At 62.7% G+C, this 17,271-nt stretch carries 16 protein-coding genes; 11 read left to right on the plus strand and 5 right to left on the minus strand.

Annotated elements, in window-relative coordinates; genetic code table 11:
* Nucleotides 1-133 precede the first annotated feature (133 nt).
* The 4 genes from RGV59_RS03745 (at nucleotide 134) to RGV59_RS03760 (ending at nucleotide 4,647) form a co-directional block, all read left to right on the plus strand.
* Complete coding sequence (locus RGV59_RS03745; RefSeq protein ID WP_017845024.1) at nucleotides 134-1,489, plus strand: M16 family metallopeptidase; 1,356 nt, start codon at nucleotides 134-136, stop codon at nucleotides 1,487-1,489.
* Nucleotides 1,482-2,972, plus strand: coding sequence for a pitrilysin family protein (locus tag RGV59_RS03750; RefSeq protein WP_322246892.1), 1,491 nt, complete (start codon nucleotides 1,482-1,484; stop codon nucleotides 2,970-2,972). Before RGV59_RS03745 ends, RGV59_RS03750 begins: the two co-directional genes overlap by 8 nt.
* On the plus strand, nucleotides 2,972-3,589 hold the full coding sequence (gene rsmD, locus RGV59_RS03755; RefSeq protein WP_017845026.1) for a 16S rRNA (guanine(966)-N(2))-methyltransferase RsmD: 618 nt from the start codon (nucleotides 2,972-2,974) through the stop codon (nucleotides 3,587-3,589). Before RGV59_RS03750 ends, rsmD begins: the two co-directional genes overlap by 1 nt.
* Nucleotides 3,590-3,651: 62 nt before the next feature.
* On the plus strand, nucleotides 3,652-4,647 hold the full coding sequence (locus RGV59_RS03760) for a hydrolase (RefSeq protein WP_046487833.1): 996 nt from the start codon (nucleotides 3,652-3,654) through the stop codon (nucleotides 4,645-4,647).
* A 27-nt stretch (nucleotides 4,648-4,674) separates the two neighbouring features.
* Here the strand turns inward: RGV59_RS03760 and RGV59_RS03765 are convergent, their stop codons facing one another.
* Both RGV59_RS03765 and RGV59_RS03770 read right to left on the minus strand, forming a co-directional pair.
* The gene (locus tag RGV59_RS03765; protein WP_322246893.1) at nucleotides 4,675-5,529 is read right to left on the minus strand and encodes a sulfurtransferase; all 855 of its coding nucleotides are present in this window, start codon (nucleotides 5,527-5,529) and stop codon (nucleotides 4,675-4,677) included.
* A 33-nt stretch (nucleotides 5,530-5,562) separates the two neighbouring features.
* Nucleotides 5,563-6,234 (minus strand): TetR/AcrR family transcriptional regulator, encoded by a 672-nt coding sequence (locus RGV59_RS03770; protein ID WP_017845029.1) that lies wholly within the window; start codon nucleotides 6,232-6,234, stop codon nucleotides 5,563-5,565.
* A gap of 146 nt (nucleotides 6,235-6,380) precedes the next feature.
* Here RGV59_RS03770 and RGV59_RS03775 point away from each other — a divergent pair, with 146 nt between their 5' ends.
* The 5 genes from RGV59_RS03775 (at nucleotide 6,381) to RGV59_RS03795 (ending at nucleotide 10,952) form a co-directional block, all read left to right on the plus strand.
* Complete coding sequence (locus tag RGV59_RS03775) at nucleotides 6,381-7,808, plus strand: coniferyl aldehyde dehydrogenase (protein ID WP_057003959.1); 1,428 nt, start codon at nucleotides 6,381-6,383, stop codon at nucleotides 7,806-7,808.
* Between the two features lie 28 nt (nucleotides 7,809-7,836).
* A complete protein-coding gene (locus RGV59_RS03780; RefSeq protein ID WP_017845031.1) occupies nucleotides 7,837-8,382 on the plus strand; it encodes a hypothetical protein in 546 nt (181 codons plus the stop codon).
* Between the two features lie 36 nt (nucleotides 8,383-8,418).
* On the plus strand, nucleotides 8,419-10,014 hold the full coding sequence (locus RGV59_RS03785; RefSeq protein WP_046487839.1) for a GMC family oxidoreductase: 1,596 nt from the start codon (nucleotides 8,419-8,421) through the stop codon (nucleotides 10,012-10,014).
* Between the two features lie 103 nt (nucleotides 10,015-10,117).
* On the plus strand, nucleotides 10,118-10,597 hold the full coding sequence (gene coaD, locus RGV59_RS03790; RefSeq protein ID WP_003176711.1) for a pantetheine-phosphate adenylyltransferase: 480 nt from the start codon (nucleotides 10,118-10,120) through the stop codon (nucleotides 10,595-10,597).
* 103 nt (nucleotides 10,598-10,700) lie between these two features.
* Nucleotides 10,701-10,952: a YfhL family 4Fe-4S dicluster ferredoxin gene (locus RGV59_RS03795; RefSeq protein ID WP_010564414.1), complete on the plus strand. Its 252-nt coding sequence runs from the start codon at nucleotides 10,701-10,703 to the stop codon at nucleotides 10,950-10,952.
* A gap of 121 nt (nucleotides 10,953-11,073) precedes the next feature.
* Here the strand turns inward: RGV59_RS03795 and mutM are convergent, their stop codons facing one another.
* A complete protein-coding gene (mutM, locus tag RGV59_RS03800; protein ID WP_017845033.1) occupies nucleotides 11,074-11,886 on the minus strand; it encodes a bifunctional DNA-formamidopyrimidine glycosylase/DNA-(apurinic or apyrimidinic site) lyase in 813 nt (270 codons plus the stop codon).
* A 21-nt stretch (nucleotides 11,887-11,907) separates the two neighbouring features.
* Nucleotides 11,908-12,720 carry an HDOD domain-containing protein gene (locus RGV59_RS03805; protein ID WP_193039782.1) on the minus strand — a complete coding sequence of 271 codons (813 nt, stop codon included), beginning with the start codon at nucleotides 12,718-12,720 and terminating at the stop codon, nucleotides 11,908-11,910.
* A gap of 240 nt (nucleotides 12,721-12,960) precedes the next feature.
* Here RGV59_RS03805 and RGV59_RS03810 point away from each other — a divergent pair, with 240 nt between their 5' ends.
* On the plus strand, nucleotides 12,961-14,157 hold the full coding sequence (locus RGV59_RS03810; RefSeq protein ID WP_046381745.1) for a class I SAM-dependent rRNA methyltransferase: 1,197 nt from the start codon (nucleotides 12,961-12,963) through the stop codon (nucleotides 14,155-14,157).
* Between the two features lie 131 nt (nucleotides 14,158-14,288).
* Here RGV59_RS03810 and RGV59_RS03815 read toward each other — a convergent pair whose 3' ends face one another.
* A complete protein-coding gene (locus RGV59_RS03815) occupies nucleotides 14,289-14,747 on the minus strand; it encodes an REP-associated tyrosine transposase (RefSeq protein ID WP_017845036.1) in 459 nt (152 codons plus the stop codon).
* A 451-nt stretch (nucleotides 14,748-15,198) separates the two neighbouring features.
* Between RGV59_RS03815 and ilvD the strand changes: the two genes are divergently transcribed.
* A complete protein-coding gene (gene ilvD, locus RGV59_RS03820; RefSeq protein WP_046381743.1) occupies nucleotides 15,199-17,040 on the plus strand; it encodes a dihydroxy-acid dehydratase in 1,842 nt (613 codons plus the stop codon).
* The last annotated feature ends 231 nt before the right edge of the window (nucleotides 17,041-17,271 follow it).

Here is a 17,271-nt window from a genome sequence, read left to right on the forward strand (position 1 = left end):
TCAATATTCCTACGACTGGGTCCGGAACAAGATGACTGCCGCAGTGGCCGTCCCCAAATCGGATCAGTATCCTAGCACCTCCTCGCCCGCCGACGCTAAGACCAAGCGGGCAGCCCAACAGGTTTAAAAACGAATGAATGCTCTAGCCCGCCGCGCCGCAGGCCTGCTGCTCAGCACAGTTTGTCTGCCCCTCTCAGCCTTGGCTGCCGACCCACAACCCACCCATGAATTCACCCTGGATAACGGCCTCAAAGTGGTCGTGCGCGAAGACCATCGCGCGCCGGTGGTGGTTTCCCAGGTCTGGTACAAAGTCGGTTCGAGCTACGAAACCCCGGGCCAGACCGGTTTGTCCCACGCCCTGGAACACATGATGTTCAAGGGCAGCTCCAAGGTCGGCCCCGGCGAAGCCTCGCTGATCCTGCGCGACCTTGGCGCCGAAGAGAACGCCTTCACCAGCGACGACTACACCGCCTACTACCAAGTGCTGGCGCGTGACCGCCTGGGTGTCGCCTTCGAACTCGAAGCCGACCGCATGGCCAGTCTGCGCCTGCCGGCCGACGAGTTCAGCCGCGAAATCGAAGTCATCAAGGAAGAACGCCGCCTGCGCACCGACGACAACCCGATGTCCAAGGCCTTCGAGCGCTTCAAGGCCATGGCCTTCCCGGCCAGCGGCTACCACACGCCGACCATCGGCTGGATGGCCGACCTCGACCGCATGAAGGTCGAAGAACTGCGCCACTGGTACCAGTCCTGGTACGTGCCGAACAACGCCACCCTGGTGGTGGTCGGCGACGTGACCCCGGACGAGGTGAAGAACCTGGCCCAGCGCTACTTCGGCCCGATCCCCAAACGTGACGTGCCACCGGCGAAGATCCCGCTGGAACTGGCCGAGCCCGGCGAGCGCCTGCTGACGATGCATGTGCAGACCCAACTGCCGAGCGTGATCCTGGGCTTCAACGTGCCCGGCCTGGCCACCGCGCCAGACAAACGTTCGGTACAAGCCCTGCGCCTGATCTCGGCCCTGCTCGACGGCGGCTACAGCGCGCGCATTTCGGAACGGCTCGAACGCGGTGAAGAGCTGGTCTCCTCCGCCTCCACCAACTACGACGCCTACACCCGCGGTGACAGCCTGTTCACCCTGAGCGCCACACCGAACCAGCAGAAGAAAAAGACCATCGCACAAGCCGAAGCCGGCCTGTGGCGCCTGCTGGAAGAACTCAAAGCCAAGCCGCCGACCGCCGAGGAGCTGGAGCGTATCCGCGCCCAGGTCATTGCCGGCCTGGTCTACCAGCGCGACTCGATCACCAGCCAGGCGACCGCCATCGGTTCCCTGGAAACCGTCGGCCTGTCCTGGAAACTGATGGACACCGAACTGGCCGACCTGCAAAGCGTGACCCCGGACGATATCCAGAAGGCCGCACGTACCTATTTCACCCGCGAACGTCTCAGCGTCGCCCATGTCCTGCCTGAGGAGACCGCTCATGAGTGATCGCAAAAGCAGCCGCCTGATCCTGCCCGGCCTGATCGCCGTCACCCTGATCGCGGCGAGCGCGGTGTATTTCCTGCGCCCAAGCGAATCCGTCGCCAGCCCGGCGCTGGAAAAAGCCCAGTCGACCCACACACTGCAATCCCTGGCGGAACTGGACGGCAAGGCGCCGACCAACCGCAAGCTCGACGTGCAGACCTGGAACACCTCCGAAGGCGCCAAGGTGCTGTTCGTCGAAGCCCACGAACTGCCGATGTTCGACATGCGTATCCTGTTCGCCGCCGGCAGCAGCCAGGACGGCAACGTCCCCGGCGTGGCGCTGATGACCAACGCCATGCTCAACGAAGGCGTGCCGGGCAAGAATGTGAGCCAGATCGCCAGCGGCTTTGAAGGCCTCGGCGCGGACTTCGGCAATGGCGCTTACCGCGACATGGCGCTGGTGTCCCTGCGCGGCCTGAGCGACAGCGACAAGCGCGACGCCGCCCTGGCACTGTTTGACCAGGTGATCGGCAAACCGACCTTCCCCGCCGACTCCCTGGCGCGCATCAAGAACCAGATCCTCGCCGGCTTTGAGTATCAGAAGCAGAACCCCGGCAAACTGGCGAGCCTGGAGCTGTTCAAGCGCCTGTACGGCGATCACCCGTATGCTCACCCGAGCGAAGGCACGGCCGAGAGCGTTCCGAAAATCACCCAGGCACAGTTGCAGGCATTCCACGCCAAGGCGTATGCCGCGGGTAACGCTGTGATTGCCGTGGTGGGCGACCTGACCCGCGCCGAGGCCGAAGCCATGACCGCCAAGGTCTCGGCCTCGCTGCCCAAAGGCCCGGCCCTGGCGAAGATCGCCCAGCCGACTGAGCCCAAGGCCGGTTTGAGCCATATCGAGTTCCCGTCCAAGCAGACGCACCTGCTGTTCGCGCAACTGGGCATCGATCGCGCCGACCCGGACTACGCCGCCCTGTCCCTGGGCAACCAGATCCTCGGCGGCGGGGGCTTCGGCACCCGCTTGATGAGTGAAGTACGCGAGAAGCGCGGCCTGACCTACGGCGTCTACTCCGGTTTCTCGCCGATGCAAGTGCGCGGTCCGTTCATGATCAACCTGCAGACCCGCGCGGAAATGAGCGGCGGCACCCTGCGCCTGGTGGAAGACGTGCTGGCCGACTACCTCAAGACCGGCCCGACGCAAAAGGAGCTGGATGACGCCAAGCGCGAGCTGAGCGGCAGCTTCCCGCTGTCCACCGCGAGCAACGCCGATATCGTCGGGCAGCTGGGCGCCATGGGTTTCTACAACCTGCCGCTGAGCTATCTGGAAGATTTCATGAAACAATCCCAGGCCCTGACCGTAGAACAGGTCAAAGCGGCTTTGAACAAACACCTGAGCGCCGACAAGATGGTCATCGTGACCGCCGGCCCGACGACTGCGCAAAAGCCACTACCGCCCCCCACTGATAAACCTGCCGAGCAGCCGCTCGGGGTTCCGGAGCATTAATGGCCAGTTCATCTCGCCCGAAAAAACCTGTCCACAACGTGCATAACGGTGTGGGCCAACTGCGCATCATTGGCGGTGAATGGGGCAGCCGCAAGCTCAGCTTCCCCGACGTCGTGGGCCTGCGCCCAACGCCGGATCGCGTGCGTGAAACCCTGTTCAACTGGCTGGCACCCTACATCGCCGGGGCCAAGGTACTCGACCCGTTTGCCGGCAGCGGCGCGCTGTTCCTCGAGGCGCTGTCCCGTGGCGCGGCCCAGGCACAGGCGCTGGATGCCAGCAATGTGGCGGTGTCCAGCCTCAAGGAACACCTGGGCACCCTGCGTTGCACCAACGGCCAGGTGCAGACCGCCGACGCGCTGCGCTACCTGGAAACCCAGGCCGCCAGCGAATACGACGTGGTGTTCCTCGACCCGCCGTTCAACCAGAACCTGCTGCCGACCGTGTGCGCGTTGCTGGAAGAGCGCCAATGGCTGGCGCCGGACTCGTGGATCTACACTGAAAGCGAAAGCGCGCCATCCAGCCTGGGCCTGCCCGGCAGCTGGCGCCTGCACCGGGAACAGAAATCCGGGCGGGTGTATTACGCATTGTGGCAACGTTCGGTACAGCCCTCGGCCTGAACGGGCTTTTGTGGCGAGCAAGCTCGCTCGCCACAGTGAGTCCGCGTGCCACAGAGAGTGTCATGACCCCCTCTTCAGACCTGTTCAAACCCGCCTTCGGCCTCGGCAACCCTCATCTGCAAACGTTGTGGGGGCCGCTGTGGCGCCCGACCACGCATCTCGAACGCCCACGCGAACGCCTGTGGCTGGACGACGGCGACTTTCTCGACCTCGACTGGCATGGCCCCCATGACGCGCACGCGCCGTTGGTGCTGGTACTGCATGGGCTGACCGGTTCGTCCAACTCGCCTTACGTGGCCGGCCTGCAAAAAGCCCTCGCCGCCCAGGGCTGGGCCAGTGCGGCCTTGAACTGGCGCGGATGCTCGGGCGAGCCGAACCTGTTGGCGCGCAGCTACCACTCGGGCGCCAGCGAAGACCTGGCGGCGGCGATTGCCCATCTGCGCGCCAAGCGGCCGTTGGCGCCGTTGTATGCGGTGGGTTATTCCCTGGGGGGCAACGTGCTGCTCAAGCATTTGGGCGAAACCGGCGCGAATTCGGGGCTGCAAGGCGCGGCGGCGGTGTCGGTGCCGTTTCGTCTGGATCAGTGCGCCGATCGCATCGGCCTGGGCTTTTCGCGGGTGTACCAGAAGCACTTCATGCGCGAGATGGTGGCGTACATCCGCGTCAAGCAAAGCCGCTTTTTACAGGATGGTCGTGCTGAAGGGCTTAAGGCCCTGGAGGCACTCGGGTCTCTGGAGAAGATGCACACGTTCTGGGACTTCGACGGCCGGGTCACCGCGCCGCTGCATGGTTTCCTCAGTGCCGAAGACTATTACCGCCGCGCGTCGAGCCGTTACTACCTGGGCGATATCCGCACGCCGACCCTGATCATCCAGGCGGCCGATGACCCGTTTGTCTTCGCCCATAGCCTGCCCGAAGCCAGCGAGTTGTCGGATTGCACCGAGTTCGAATTGCTGGCCAAGGGTGGGCATGTGGGGTTTGTCGACGGTTCGCTGAAGCGCCCCGGTTACTACCTGGAGCGGCGGATTCCGCAATGGCTGCTGACACAACCCCGTTAAACAAGGTGGGTTTACACGCAGGACAACTCAGTCGCCCGTCGCGATTTCCCGCGTCGGATCGGTAATCCACTCGCTCCACGATCCCGCATACAACTTGCCCAACGGGTAACCCGCCAGGCTCAGGGCGAACAGGTTATGGCACGCCGTCACGCCCGAACCGCAATACGCCACCAGTTCATCCGGCGAACGGCCTTGCAACTGGGCGGCGAAGCGCTGCTTGAGCTGCTCGGCCGACAGGAAACGCCCATCGCTGCCCAGGTTTTCGGTGAACGCCGCACATTGCGCGCCGGGAATGTGCCCGGCAATCGGGTCGATAGGCTCGACATCGCCGCGAAAGCGCGGCTGGGCGCGGGCGTCGATCAGGGTCAGGCCCGGTTGGCCCAGGCGTTTTTGCAGCTGCTTGGCATCCAGCAGCAGGCGATTGTCCGGCGTGCCGACAAAGGTGCCGCGCTCGATCACCGGCGCATCCAGGCTTAACGGGAAGCCGGCCGCGTGCCAGGCCTTCAAGCCACCGTCCAGGATAAACACGCCATCACGCTTGCCCAGCCACGCCAGCGACCACCAGGTGCGGGCGGCATAAACACCCGGGCCGTCGTCGTAGAGCACCACATCGGTATCGGCATTGATGCCCCAGGCACGCAGTTGCTCGGCGAGCGTCTGCGCCTGCGGCAACGGGTGACGCCCGGTCACGCCCTTGGTCACCGGCCCACTGAGATGGCGCTCCAGGTCGGCATATTGCGCGCCTTCGATATGCCCTTCGGCGTAGCTGCACATTCCGTAGTCCGGGTCTTCCAGGGCAAAGCGGCAGTCAAGTATCACCAGAGCGCCGCGCTGTTGGCGCTCGGCCAGTTGCTGGGGGCTGATCAGTTGGGCAAGTGGCATGACAGACTCCTGTGAACAAATTCGGGAAAGATCCTACTTCACTTCTTCCAGTGCCTGGTTCAACGGCACGTAAAACTCTTTGAACAGTGCATCCACCGCCGCTTTGGCCTGCGGCGTGACAAACCCCGCTTCCAGCACCAGCACCTGATACACCCCGCGCTTGATCGCTTCGGCGCTCAGATGCGTGGATTTTTCATTGGTGGTACACAAAAACCGCACCCAGGAGGTAAGGATGATCCAGGCGTTGAGGGTCAGCGCCTCGGTTTGCACCGGGTCCATATTGAGAATGCCGGCATCGACAAACCCCCGGTAAATGGCGCCACCCTGAATCAGGCAACGCTGGGAAAAGCGCCGGTAGCCGGTGGCCAGTTCCGGGTCGCTCTCCAGCAGGTGTTCGAGGTCACGGTGCAGGAAACGGTAGCGCCACATGCCGGCCAGGACCGCCTGCAGGTAGAAGCGCTTGTCCTCCACCACCATGGTGCGACCCTGGGGCGGGCGCAGGAAACTGTCGACCAAGGCTTCGTATTCGCGAAACAGCACGGCGATGATCGCCTGCTTGTTGGGGAAGTGGTAGTACAGGTTGCCCGGCGAAATTTCCATATGGGCGGCGATATGGTTGGTGCTGACACTGCGCTCGCCCTGCTGGTTAAAAAGCTCCAGGCTGGTTTGCACAATGCGCTCGCTGGTCTTTACTCGTGGTGCCATAGGGGATCAGCTTCTGTACACGTGATCGACCATCTTACGGCCTAACCTTGCCGGGATAAATCCAGTTGTGGCTGCAATGCCATTTGACAATTTAGAGCAATAACTCTAAAAATCCAGGCAGACCAATAACAATCCGGGACTGCACCATGTCTGCCAACGTTGCCTACCCGCAAGATTCCCAGACACTGGATCAACTCCAGGGCCTGTTCGACGCCCAACGCCGCGCCTATGCCGCCAACCCGATGCCGCCTGCCGCGCAACGCCAGCAATGGCTCAAAGCCTTGCGCGAAGTGCTCAGCGACGAACGCCAGGCGCTGATCGACGCGATCAGCCAGGACTTCAGCCATCGCAGCGCCGACGAAACCCTGTTCGCCGAACTGATGCCCAGCCTGCATGGCATTCACTATGCGAGCAAACACCTCAGTGGCTGGATGAAACCTTCCCGCCGTGCTGTAGGCATTGCCTTCCAGCCCGCCTCGGCCAAAGTCATCTACCAACCGCTGGGCGTGGTCGGGGTGATCGTGCCCTGGAACTACCCGCTGTACCTGGCCATCGGGCCATTGGTGGGTGCGTTGGCCGCGGGCAATCGGGTGATGCTCAAACTCAGCGAATCGACCCCGGCCACCGGCGAACTGCTCAAGACCCTGCTGGCGAAGGTCTTCCCCGAAGACCTGGTGTGCGTGGTGCTGGGCGAGGCCGACGTCGGCATGGCGTTTTCCAGGCTGCGCTTCGATCATCTGCTGTTCACCGGCGCCACCAGCATCGGTAAACATGTGATGCGTGCGGCGGCCGAGCATCTGACCCCGGTGACGCTGGAACTGGGCGGCAAATCGCCGGCGATCGTTTCCGCCGATGTGCCCCTCAAGGACGCCGCCGAACGCATCGCCTTCGGCAAGGCCCTGAACGCCGGGCAAACCTGCGTGGCGCCGGACTACGTGCTGGTGCCGGAAGATCGCGTCGAGGGTTTCGTCGAGGCCTACAGCAAGGCGCTTCGCGGTTTTTACCCGACTCTGGCCAACAACCCGGACTACACCGCCATCATCAACGAACGGCAACTGGCCCGGCTCAACGCCTATGTGAAGGACGCCACCGACAAGGGCGCCACCCTGATCCCTCTGTACGACCAGGGCCAGGCACGCCGCATGGCCCACAGCCTGCTGTTGAATGTCAGCGATGAAATGACGGTGATGCAGGACGAAATCTTCGGCCCGGTGCTGCCGATCGTGCCTTATCGCGGCATCGACCAAGCCTTTGCCTACATCAATCAGCGGCCTCGCCCACTGGCCCTGTACTACTTCGGCTACAACAAGCGCGAACAGAACCGCGTACTCCACGAAACCCACTCCGGCGGCGTATGCCTGAACGACACGCTGCTGCATGTGGCTCAGGACGACATGCCTTTCGGCGGCATCGGCCCGTCGGGCATGGGCCACTACCACGGCCATGAAGGGTTCCTCACGTTCAGCAAGGCCAAGGGCGTGCTGGTCAAGCAGCGCCTGAACGCCGCGAAGTTGATCTACCCGCCCTACGGCAAATCGATCCAGAAGCTGATCCAGAAGCTGTTTATCCGCTGATACCGCCACCCTCGGGATAACCATAACAATGAACCCTAGCCTGACTGATTCACCCGCGCTGTCGCGGCGCGGCGTCCTGAAAATCGGCCTGTGCGCCAGCGCCTTCCTGGCCACCGCCGGGCTGGGCGCGAGCCTCAGCGGTTGCTCCAGCAGCACTCCGGCCAGCGGCTTTGCCCTGTTGCGCAGCAGCGACTTGCCGTTTCTGCGCGCGGTGATCCCGGTGCTGCTGGAAGGCGTGGCCAGCGCCCAGGAAGTCGCCAGCGGGATTGAAGACACCCTGAAAAAACTCGACTACAGCCTGCAGCACCTGTCGCCGGAGATGTTCAAGCTGACCCAGCAATTGTTCGACGTGCTGGGCATGGGCATCACCCGCGGCCCACTGACCGGGATCTGGGGCAGTTGGGAAAACGCCAGTGGCGAACAAATCCGCAACTTCCTGCACCGCTGGGAAAACAGCTACCTGAACCTGCTGCGCATGGGCCAGGGTTCGTTGCTCAAGCTGGTGATCATGGCCTGGTACTTCCGGCCGGCGTCGTGGGCCCATTGCGGCTACCCCGGGCCGCCGAAGATCTGATTCGCATCCCCCCAATAAAAACAAGAGACGACCCCGATGCCTGTACCCGATCTGTTCCGCGACGGCCTGGCCCGCGGCTGGAAAACCCACAATGGCGCCGCCCTCGACCGCGACCTGACGCTGGAAGCCGACGTAGCGATCATCGGCAGCGGTGCCGGCGGCGGCACCTCTGCCGAAATCCTCAGCGCCGCCGGCTACAAAGTGCTGCTGATCGAAGAAGGCCCGCTCAAGACCAGCAGCGATTTCAAGCTGCTCGAAGACGAGGCCTACGCCAGCCTGTATCAAGAAGGCATCGGCCGCATGAGCAAGGACGGCGCCATCACCATCCTGCAAGGCCGGGCCGTGGGCGGCACCACGCTGATCAACTGGACCTCCAGCTTCCGCACCCCGGACGCCACCCTCAGCCACTGGGCCAGCGAATATGCGGTCAAGGGCCACAGCAGCGCGGACATGGCGCCATGGTTCGAAAAAATGGAACAGCGCCTGGGCATCGCTCCCTGGGCCATGCCGCCCAACGCCAACAACGACGTGATCCGCAAAGGCTGCGAACAGTTGGGCTACAGCTGGCATGTGATCCCGCGCAACGTGCGCGGCTGCTTCAACCTGGGTTATTGCGGCATGGGTTGCCCGGTCAACGCCAAGCAGTCGATGCTGGTAACCACCATCCCCTCCACCCTGGAGAAAGGCGGCGAGCTGCTGTACCTGGCCCGCGCCGAACGCCTGGTCTACAGCGGCGACCGCATCAATAGCCTGGAATGCGTGGCCATGGACGAACGCTGCGTGGCGCCGACTGGACGCAAGATCACGGTCAAGGCCAGGCATTACGTGCTGGCCGGCGGCGGCATCAACAGCCCGGCGCTGCTGATGCGCTCGGCCGCCCCCGACCCGCATTCGCGGCTGGGCAAGCGCACCTTTTTGCATTTGGTGAACTTCTCCGCGGCGCTGTTCGACGAGGTGATCAACCCGTTCTATGGCGCGCCGCAGTCGATCTATTCCGATCACTTCCAATGGCTGGACGGCACCACCGGCAGAATGTCGTACAAGCTCGAAGCGCCGCCGCTGCACCCGGCGCTGGCCAGTACGCTGCTCGGTGGCTACGGCACCCAGAACGCTCTGGACATGAGCCAATTGCCACATACCCACGCAATGCTCGCCCTGCTGCGCGACGGCTTCCACCCCGACAGCCCCGGCGGCAGCGTGGAACTGCGCGGCGACGGCACACCGGTGCTCGATTACCAAGTTTCGCCTTACGCCTGGGACGGCCTGCGCCGTGCGTTCCACAGCATGGCCGAGATCCAGTTCGCGGCGGGCGCCAAGTCGGTCAAGCCGCTGCATCATGATGCGCGCTACGTGAAGACCTTGGCCGAAGCACGCAGCCTGATTGACGGCCTCAACCTGGAATTGCACCGCACCTGCCTGGGCAGCGCCCACGTGATGGGCGGCTGCGCCATGGGCGAAGAGCCGAAAAATGCGGTGGCCGACAGCCTCGGTCGCCATCACCAGTTGCGCAACCTGTCGATCCACGACGGTTCGCTGTTCCCCACCAGCATTGGCGCCAACCCGCAGTTGTCGGTGTACGGATTGACCGCGCAACTGGCGAGCGCATTGGCCGAACGTCTGAAAACGGCATGAAAAAACAGGCTATTTCGCGGGTCTATCTGCATAAGTCGACTTGGCCGACCGGGACGGCTGCGATACCATCCGGTTCCCCAACGGACTCCGCCAGGACGACGCGATGAACCGAGTGTTGTACCCAGGTACCTTCGACCCGATTACCAAAGGCCATGGCGATCTGGTCGAACGCGCCTCGCGCTTGTTCGACCATGTGATCATCGCGGTCGCTGCCAGCCCCAAGAAAAACCCGCTGTTTCCCCTGGAACAGCGCGTGGAGCTGGCGCGCGAGGTCACCAAGCACCTGCCCAACGTCGAAGTGGTGGGTTTCTCGACGCTGCTGGCACATTTCGCCAAAGAGCAGAACGCCAATGTGTTCCTGCGCGGCCTGCGCGCGGTATCGGACTTCGAATACGAATTCCAGTTGGCCAACATGAACCGCCAACTGGCGCCGGACGTGGAAAGCCTGTTCCTCACGCCGTCGGAGCGTTATTCGTTCATTTCCTCGACGTTGGTCCGTGAAATCGCGGCCCTGGGCGGGGATATCACCAAGTTCGTGCATCCGGCCGTGGCTGATGCGCTGACCCTGCGCTTCAAGAAGTAAGACCGCTCACTCGGCGCCCGCTCGCACTGCGGGCGCCAATGCGGCACAATTGCGCGCATTAGTTTTCCAGATGCCTTGGCTGACTGCCCTGGCAGGAGTTTCCATGTCCTTGATCATCACCGACGATTGCATCAACTGCGACGTCTGCGAACCCGAGTGCCCGAACGCCGCGATTTCCCAAGGCGAAGAGATCTACGTGATCGACCCCAACCTCTGCACCCAGTGCGTCGGCCACTACGACGAACCGCAGTGCCAGCAGGTGTGCCCGGTGGATTGCATTCCACTGGATGAAGCCCATCCGGAGACTGAAGCGCAGTTGATGGAGAAATACCGGAAGATTACCGGTAAGGCTTGAGCCTGGTGGCGTCTGTGAAGGCCTCATCGGGGGCAAGCCCCTCCCACATTTGAATGTATTCACACATCAAAATGTGGGAGGGGGCTTGCCCCCGATGGCGATATCAGCCTTCACACAACAGTCAGCTCTGGCACTTAGGGCAAAACACACTCGCCCGCTGCCCCAGCACCACATTGCGCAACTCGCTTCCGCAGACCTTGCACGCCTCGCCGCCCCGGCCGTAGACGAACAGTTCCTGCTGGAAATACCCCGGCTGCCCGTCGCCACCGATAAAGTCGCGCAAGGTGGTGCCGCCGCGCTCGATGGCGGCCGCCAGAATGCGCTTGATCTCGATCGCCAGCTTCAGATAGCGCCCGCGTGAAATGCCACCGGCCTCGCGGCGCGGATCGATCCCCGCCGCGAACAGCGCTTCGGTCGCGTAGATATTGCCCACGCCCACCACCACCGCGTTGTCCATGATGAACGGTTTGACCGCCATCGAACGCCCACGGGACAGTTTGAACAGGCGCTCGCCATCGAACAGGTCGGTCAACGGCTCCGGCCCCAGGCGGATCAGCAGTTCGTGGTTATGCGGGTCCTGGCTCCAGAGCATCGCACCAAAACGCCGAGGGTCGGTGTAGCGCAGGGCCAGGCCCGACTCCAGCTCGATGTCCACATGCTCATGCTTGGCCGCCGGCAGGCCGACTTCCACCAGGCGCAGGTTGCCCGACATGCCCAGGTGGCTGATCAGGGTGCCCACTTCGGCGTTGATCAACAGGTACTTGGCCCGCCGCTCCACCAGCACGATGCGCTGCCCGGACAGGCGTACATCGAGGTCTTCCGGGATCGGCCAGCGCAGGCGTCGCTCGCGCACCACGACGCGGCTGACCCGCTGGCCTTCCAGGTGCGGCGCAATCCCGCGCCGAGTGGTTTCGACTTCTGGTAACTCGGGCATGTGTGCCTCGTGAGGTAAGGGTCAGTGCGCGCCCAGTTCGCGGATCGACAACTTCATGCTTTCGAAGTCGTAGTCCGACAGGCCCACGTAGTCCAGCACCAGATGGCCAATCGCGTCCCACTCATAGTCGACCGGCTGGTTGCCCAACACCCGGTACGACGCGCAGATGTGCTCGGCCATTTTCAGGATCGCCAGCAGGTTCTTGAGCTGCGGATTGCGCGGCGACTCATCGCTGAAGATCGCCAGGGCGTTGTGATGGTTGGCAATGGCGTCGGTCACATGCTCCGGCAGGCGCCAGGACTTGGCGGTGTAATAGCCGACCACCGCATGGTTGGTGTTGAACGCATTGTTTTCGGTGTCGACCACTCGGCAGTCGGCACCGGCATTGGCGTAGGACTCTTCGAGCACCGCCATGTAATTGGGGAAGCGCTTGAGCATCAGCGGTACGCCGCAATCGTGGAACAGCCCCAGGGCATAGGCTTCGTCCACCGCCTGGGCGCCGGTGCGCTTGGCCAGGGTGAGGCAGGTCATGGCCACGTCCTGGGCGGTGTCCCAGAAACGGTTGAGGGTGACGATGGTGTCGTCGCTCATCTCGCCCTTGATCGACAGGGCGTTGATCAGGTTGATGATCGAACGGCTGCCCAGCAGGTTAACGGCGCGCTGGATCGAGGCGATCTTGTTGCTCAGGCCGTAATACGACGAGTTGACGATCTTCAGCAGCGCGCCGGACAGGCCCGGGTCCTGGGAAATCAACCGCGCGATCACTTCCAGGTCCGGGTCGGGCATGTACTGTTCCATCTGCAAATCCACCATGATTTGCGGCTGAGGCGGCACACTGATGCCTTGCAGGGCCAGCTGGATCTGTTCGGCGGAAAGCTCTTGGGACATAAGTACACACTCTGGGCGAGAGGGGGATTCTAACCCCGATGGGAAGCTGACCGACACCTCAAAAAACCAAATGGCACTCCTATCAAATGGACGCCACAGCACGCGCCCCCCCTGCAACCCATCAGGCCAAGCCACGAAATGTAATGCAACACGGTATACTCCCGCTCTTTTTTCCGGAGCGACGTCATGTCCCTGCCAAGCCTGCGTCTCAAAGCCAACGCCGATCGTCGTTTGCGCAACGGCCACCTGTGGGTCTACAGCAACGAAATCGACGTGGCCGCCACCCCACTCCACGGCTTCCAGGCGGGCGACCAGGCCATCCTCGAAGCGGCCGGCGGCAAGACCCTGGGCATCGTGGCCATGAGCCCGAACAACCTGATCTGCGCGCGCCTGCTGTCGCGTGACATCAAGTTGCCTTTGGACAAGTCGCTGCTGGTACACCGCCTGAACGTCGCCCTGTCCCTGCGCGACCGTCTGTTCGACAAGCCGTTCTACCGCCTGGTCTACGGCGATTCCGACCTGCTGCCGGGCCTGGTGGTCGACCGTTTCGGCGACATCCTGGTGGTGCAGATCGCCTCGGCGACCATGGAAGCGCATAAAGAAGACGTGATCGCCGCCCTGACCCAAGTGCTCAAGCCGAGCGGCATTCTGTTCAAGAATGACTCCGCCGCGCGCGACGCCGAAGGCCTCAACCGCTACGTCGAAACCGTGTTCGGCCTGGTGCCGGAGTGGGTCGCGCTGGAAGAAAACGGCGTGAAATTCGAAGCCCCGGTGATCCAGGGCCAGAAAACCGGCTGGTTCTATGACCACCGCATGAACCGCGCACGCCTGGCCCCGTATGCCAAAGGCAAGCGCGTCCTCGATCTGTACAGCTACATCGGCGGCTGGGGCGTGCAAGCCGCGGCCTTCGGCGCCACTGAAGTGTTCTGCGTCGACGCCTCGGCCTTCGCCCTCGACGGCGTCGAGCGCAACGCCGCGCTGAACGGCGTCGCCGAGAAAATGACCTGCATCGAAGGCGACGTCTTCGAAGCCCTCAAAGAGCTGAAAGCCAGCGAAGAACGCTTCGACGTGATCGTCGCCGACCCACCGGCCTTCATCAAACGCAAAAAAGACATGAAAAACGGCGAAGGCGCCTACCGCCGCCTCAACGAGCAAGCCATGCGCCTGCTCAGCAAGGACGGCATCCTGGTCAGCGCCTCGTGTTCGATGCACCTGCCGGAAGACGACCTGCAGAACATCCTGCTGACCAGCGCCCGCCACCTGGACCGTAACATCCAGATGCTCGAACGCGGCGGCCAGGGCCCGGATCACCCGGTACACCCGGCGATTGTTGAGACGCGCTACATCAAGAGCATCACCTGCCGGTTGCTGCCAAATAGCTAAAGACCAAAACCGTCCCCCTGTAGGAGCGAGCTTGCTCGCGAAGAACGCATAGACGACGCGAGCTACCTGATAGCGCTGCGTTATCGTTGACGTTCTTCGCGAGCAAGCTCGCTCCTACAAGGGGGAAGAGGTCACAACCAGATGGCGTCCCATAGCGGGTACTGGCCGATATGCTCGACCAGCCCTGCACGCAAGGGATTGGCCACGATATAGCGGGCCATTGCTTTCAAATCTTCCTCCCGACGCAGTGCGCGGTCGAAGTAACCTTTTTGCCATAGGGTCCCGAACGAACACCTGGCCTGGTTGATGGCACGGGCACTTCGCGACTTGGTGATTCGCATCAGCCTTGGCAAGTCGCCGTTATGCAACTCGACCAGCCAATGGAAATGGTCAGGCATGACCACCCAGGCCAGCGAAGTCGCCTCACCCTCGTCCTGAGCCTGCCTGAACTCACTGACAAGCAGGCGGCCGATGCGCCAGTCCTGAAAGACCGATTGCCGTTGATGGGTAACCGCAGTGATCAGGTAAATCCGGCCCGACTCCGAACAGCGCCCGATGCGCAGCCGATGTGCACGTTGCTGGGTGGACATTCCTTCGTCCTCTTCTGTGAGTGGAAGAGAAACGGTAGGCGCAGCGACGTCAACCGGCCTCTAAACAGTGGTTCTGAATATGTCCCCTCCCTGTAGGAGCGAGCTTGCTCGCGAAAAGCGTCAACAATAACGCCGTACTATCAGGAGGCCCGTGTCGCCTGTTCGTTTTTCGCGAGCAAGCCCGCTCCTACATCAGATTGGTTGATCCGGGCGTGCGTCGCCACGGCGCTTTTCGCCATTCCCTCCAGCCGCCAGCGGTGTAGAATCGGCCTATTCATCGCCAGTCATCCCCCGGCGGGTTTATGAGCTCGAGGCCAAAACGCACGGCGATCCCGTAACGTTTGCGGCAACGTCCGGACACCACGGCCATTTTTCGGGTGTTCCAGACGTCCATAGAAGCTCACTCCCCTTAGCACCTGATTAGTTTTGATTAGCCGCCCGGAGGGCTCAAATGCCAGATTACCGCTCGAAAACATCCACCCATGGCCGCAACATGGCCGGCGCCCGCGCACTGTGGCGTGCCACGGGGATGAAAGATGACGACTTCAAGAAGCCGATCATCGCGATTGCCAACTCGTTCACCCAGTTCGTCCCCGGCCACGTCCACCTCAAGGACCTGGGCCAACTGGTCGCCCGCGAGATCGAACGCGCCGGCGGTGTCGCCAAAGAATTCAACACCATTGCCGTGGACGACGGCATCGCCATGGGCCATGACGGCATGCTGTATTCCCTGCCGAGCCGCGAGATCATCGCCGACTCCGTGGAGTACATGGTCAACGCCCACTGCGCCGACGCCATCGTGTGCATCTCGAACTGCGACAAGATCACCCCTGGCATGCTGATGGCCGCCCTGCGCCTGAACGTCCCGGTGATCTTCGTCTCCGGCGGTCCGATGGAAGCCGGCAAGACCAAACTCGCCTCCCACGGTCTCGACCTGGTCGATGCCATGGTCATCGCCGCCGATTCCAGCGCTTCTGACGAGAAGGTCGCGGAATACGAGCGCAGCGCCTGCCCGACCTGCGGTTCGTGCTCCGGCATGTTCACCGCCAACTCGATGAACTGCCTGGTCGAAGCCCTGGGCCTGGCCTTGCCGGGCAACGGTTCCACGCTGGCCACCCACAGCGACCGCGAGCAACTGTTCCTGCAGGCCGGCCGCACCATCGTCGAGCTGTGCAAGCGCTACTACGGCGAGAACGATGAGTCGGTGTTGCCGCGCAACATCGCCAACTTCAAGGCGTTCGAAAACGCCATGACCCTGGACATCGCCATGGGCGGTTCCACCAACACCATCCTGCACTTGCTGGCCGCGGCCCAGGAAGCCGAGATCGATTTCGACCTGCGCGACATCGACCGTCTGTCCCGCCATGTGCCGCAACTGTGCAAAGTCGCGCCGAACATCCAGAAGTACCACATGGAAGACGTCCACCGCGCCGGCGGGATCTTCTCGATCTTAGGTTCCCTGGCGCGCGGCGGCCTGCTGCACACCGACCTGCCGACCGTACACAGCAAGTCCCTCGCCGAAGGCATCGCCAAGTGGGACATCACCCAGACTGACGACGAAGCCGTACACACCTTCTTCAAGGCCGGCCCGGCGGGCATCCCGACCCAGACCGCGTTCAGCCAGTCGACCCGTTGGGACACCCTCGACGTCGACCGTGAAAACGGCTGCATCCGCAGTGTCGAGCACGCCTATTCGAAAGAAGGCGGCCTGGCCGTGCTGTACGGCAACATCGCCCTCGACGGCTGCGTGGTGAAAACCGCCGGTGTGGACGAGTCGATCCATGTCTTCGAAGGTCGCGCCAAGATCTACGAAAGCCAGGACAGCTCGGTACGCGGCATCCTCGCCGACGAAGTCAAAGAAGGCGACATCGTGATCATCCGCTACGAAGGCCCGAAAGGCGGCCCGGGTATGCAGGAGATGCTCTACCCAACGTCGTACCTGAAATCCAAAGGCCTGGGCAAAGCCTGCGCGCTGTTGACCGACGGCCGTTTCTCCGGCGGCACCTCGGGCCTGTCCATCGGCCACGCTTCACCTGAAGCCGCTGCCGGCGGCGCGATTGGCCTGGTACAGGACGGCGACAAGGTACTGATCGACATTCCGAACCGCTCGATCAACCTGTTGATCAGCGACGAAGAACTGGCCGCGCGCCGGGTCGAGCAGGACAAGAAGGGCTGGAAGCCGGTGGAGAAGCGTCCGCGCAAGGTGACTACTGCGTTGAAGGCTTATGCGTTGCTGGCGACCAGTGCCGACAAGGGTGCGGTGCGTAACAAGGCGATGCTCGACGGTCTGTAAGGCCCGCCCATGAAAATGCCCCGCCAGGTGCGGGGCATTTTTTTTGCTGGGAGAAAACCTCAATAACCATGAGGATCAAATGTGGGAGGGGGCTTGCCCCCGATGGCAGAGTGTCAGTCGATACATCCACAGCTGACCCACCGCTATCGGGGGCAAGCCCCCTCCCACAGCTTGACCGTGTGAACCCAATCAAGTGTGGGAGGGGGCTTGCCCCCGATAAGCAAGCGACTC

It is taken from the genome of Pseudomonas sp. FG1, from assembly GCF_034313875.1.
GTDB lineage: Bacteria > Pseudomonadota > Gammaproteobacteria > Pseudomonadales > Pseudomonadaceae > Aquipseudomonas > Aquipseudomonas veronii.

Coding starts and splice junctions, on each gene's coding strand:
- RGV59_RS03765 (WP_322246893.1), bottom strand. CDS start 5,529: ATGCCACTTGCCCAACTGATCAGCCCCCAGCAACTGGCCGAGCGCCAA.
- RGV59_RS03815 (WP_017845036.1), bottom strand. CDS start 14,747: ATGTCCACCCAGCAACGTGCACATCGGCTGCGCATCGGGCGCTGTTCG.
- rsmD (WP_017845026.1), top strand. CDS start 2,972: ATGGCCAGTTCATCTCGCCCGAAAAAACCTGTCCACAACGTGCATAAC.
- RGV59_RS03785 (WP_046487839.1), top strand. CDS start 8,419: ATGCCTGTACCCGATCTGTTCCGCGACGGCCTGGCCCGCGGCTGGAAA.
- ilvD (WP_046381743.1), top strand. CDS start 15,199: ATGCCAGATTACCGCTCGAAAACATCCACCCATGGCCGCAACATGGCC.
- RGV59_RS03795 (WP_010564414.1), top strand. CDS start 10,701: ATGTCCTTGATCATCACCGACGATTGCATCAACTGCGACGTCTGCGAA.
- RGV59_RS03750 (WP_322246892.1), top strand. CDS start 1,482: ATGAGTGATCGCAAAAGCAGCCGCCTGATCCTGCCCGGCCTGATCGCC.
- RGV59_RS03745 (WP_017845024.1), top strand. CDS start 134: ATGAATGCTCTAGCCCGCCGCGCCGCAGGCCTGCTGCTCAGCACAGTT.
- RGV59_RS03770 (WP_017845029.1), bottom strand. CDS start 6,234: ATGGCACCACGAGTAAAGACCAGCGAGCGCATTGTGCAAACCAGCCTG.
- coaD (WP_003176711.1), top strand. CDS start 10,118: ATGAACCGAGTGTTGTACCCAGGTACCTTCGACCCGATTACCAAAGGC.
- RGV59_RS03775 (WP_057003959.1), top strand. CDS start 6,381: ATGTCTGCCAACGTTGCCTACCCGCAAGATTCCCAGACACTGGATCAA.
- RGV59_RS03760 (WP_046487833.1), top strand. CDS start 3,652: ATGACCCCCTCTTCAGACCTGTTCAAACCCGCCTTCGGCCTCGGCAAC.
- RGV59_RS03780 (WP_017845031.1), top strand. CDS start 7,837: ATGAACCCTAGCCTGACTGATTCACCCGCGCTGTCGCGGCGCGGCGTC.
- mutM (WP_017845033.1), bottom strand. CDS start 11,886: ATGCCCGAGTTACCAGAAGTCGAAACCACTCGGCGCGGGATTGCGCCG.
- RGV59_RS03810 (WP_046381745.1), top strand. CDS start 12,961: ATGTCCCTGCCAAGCCTGCGTCTCAAAGCCAACGCCGATCGTCGTTTG.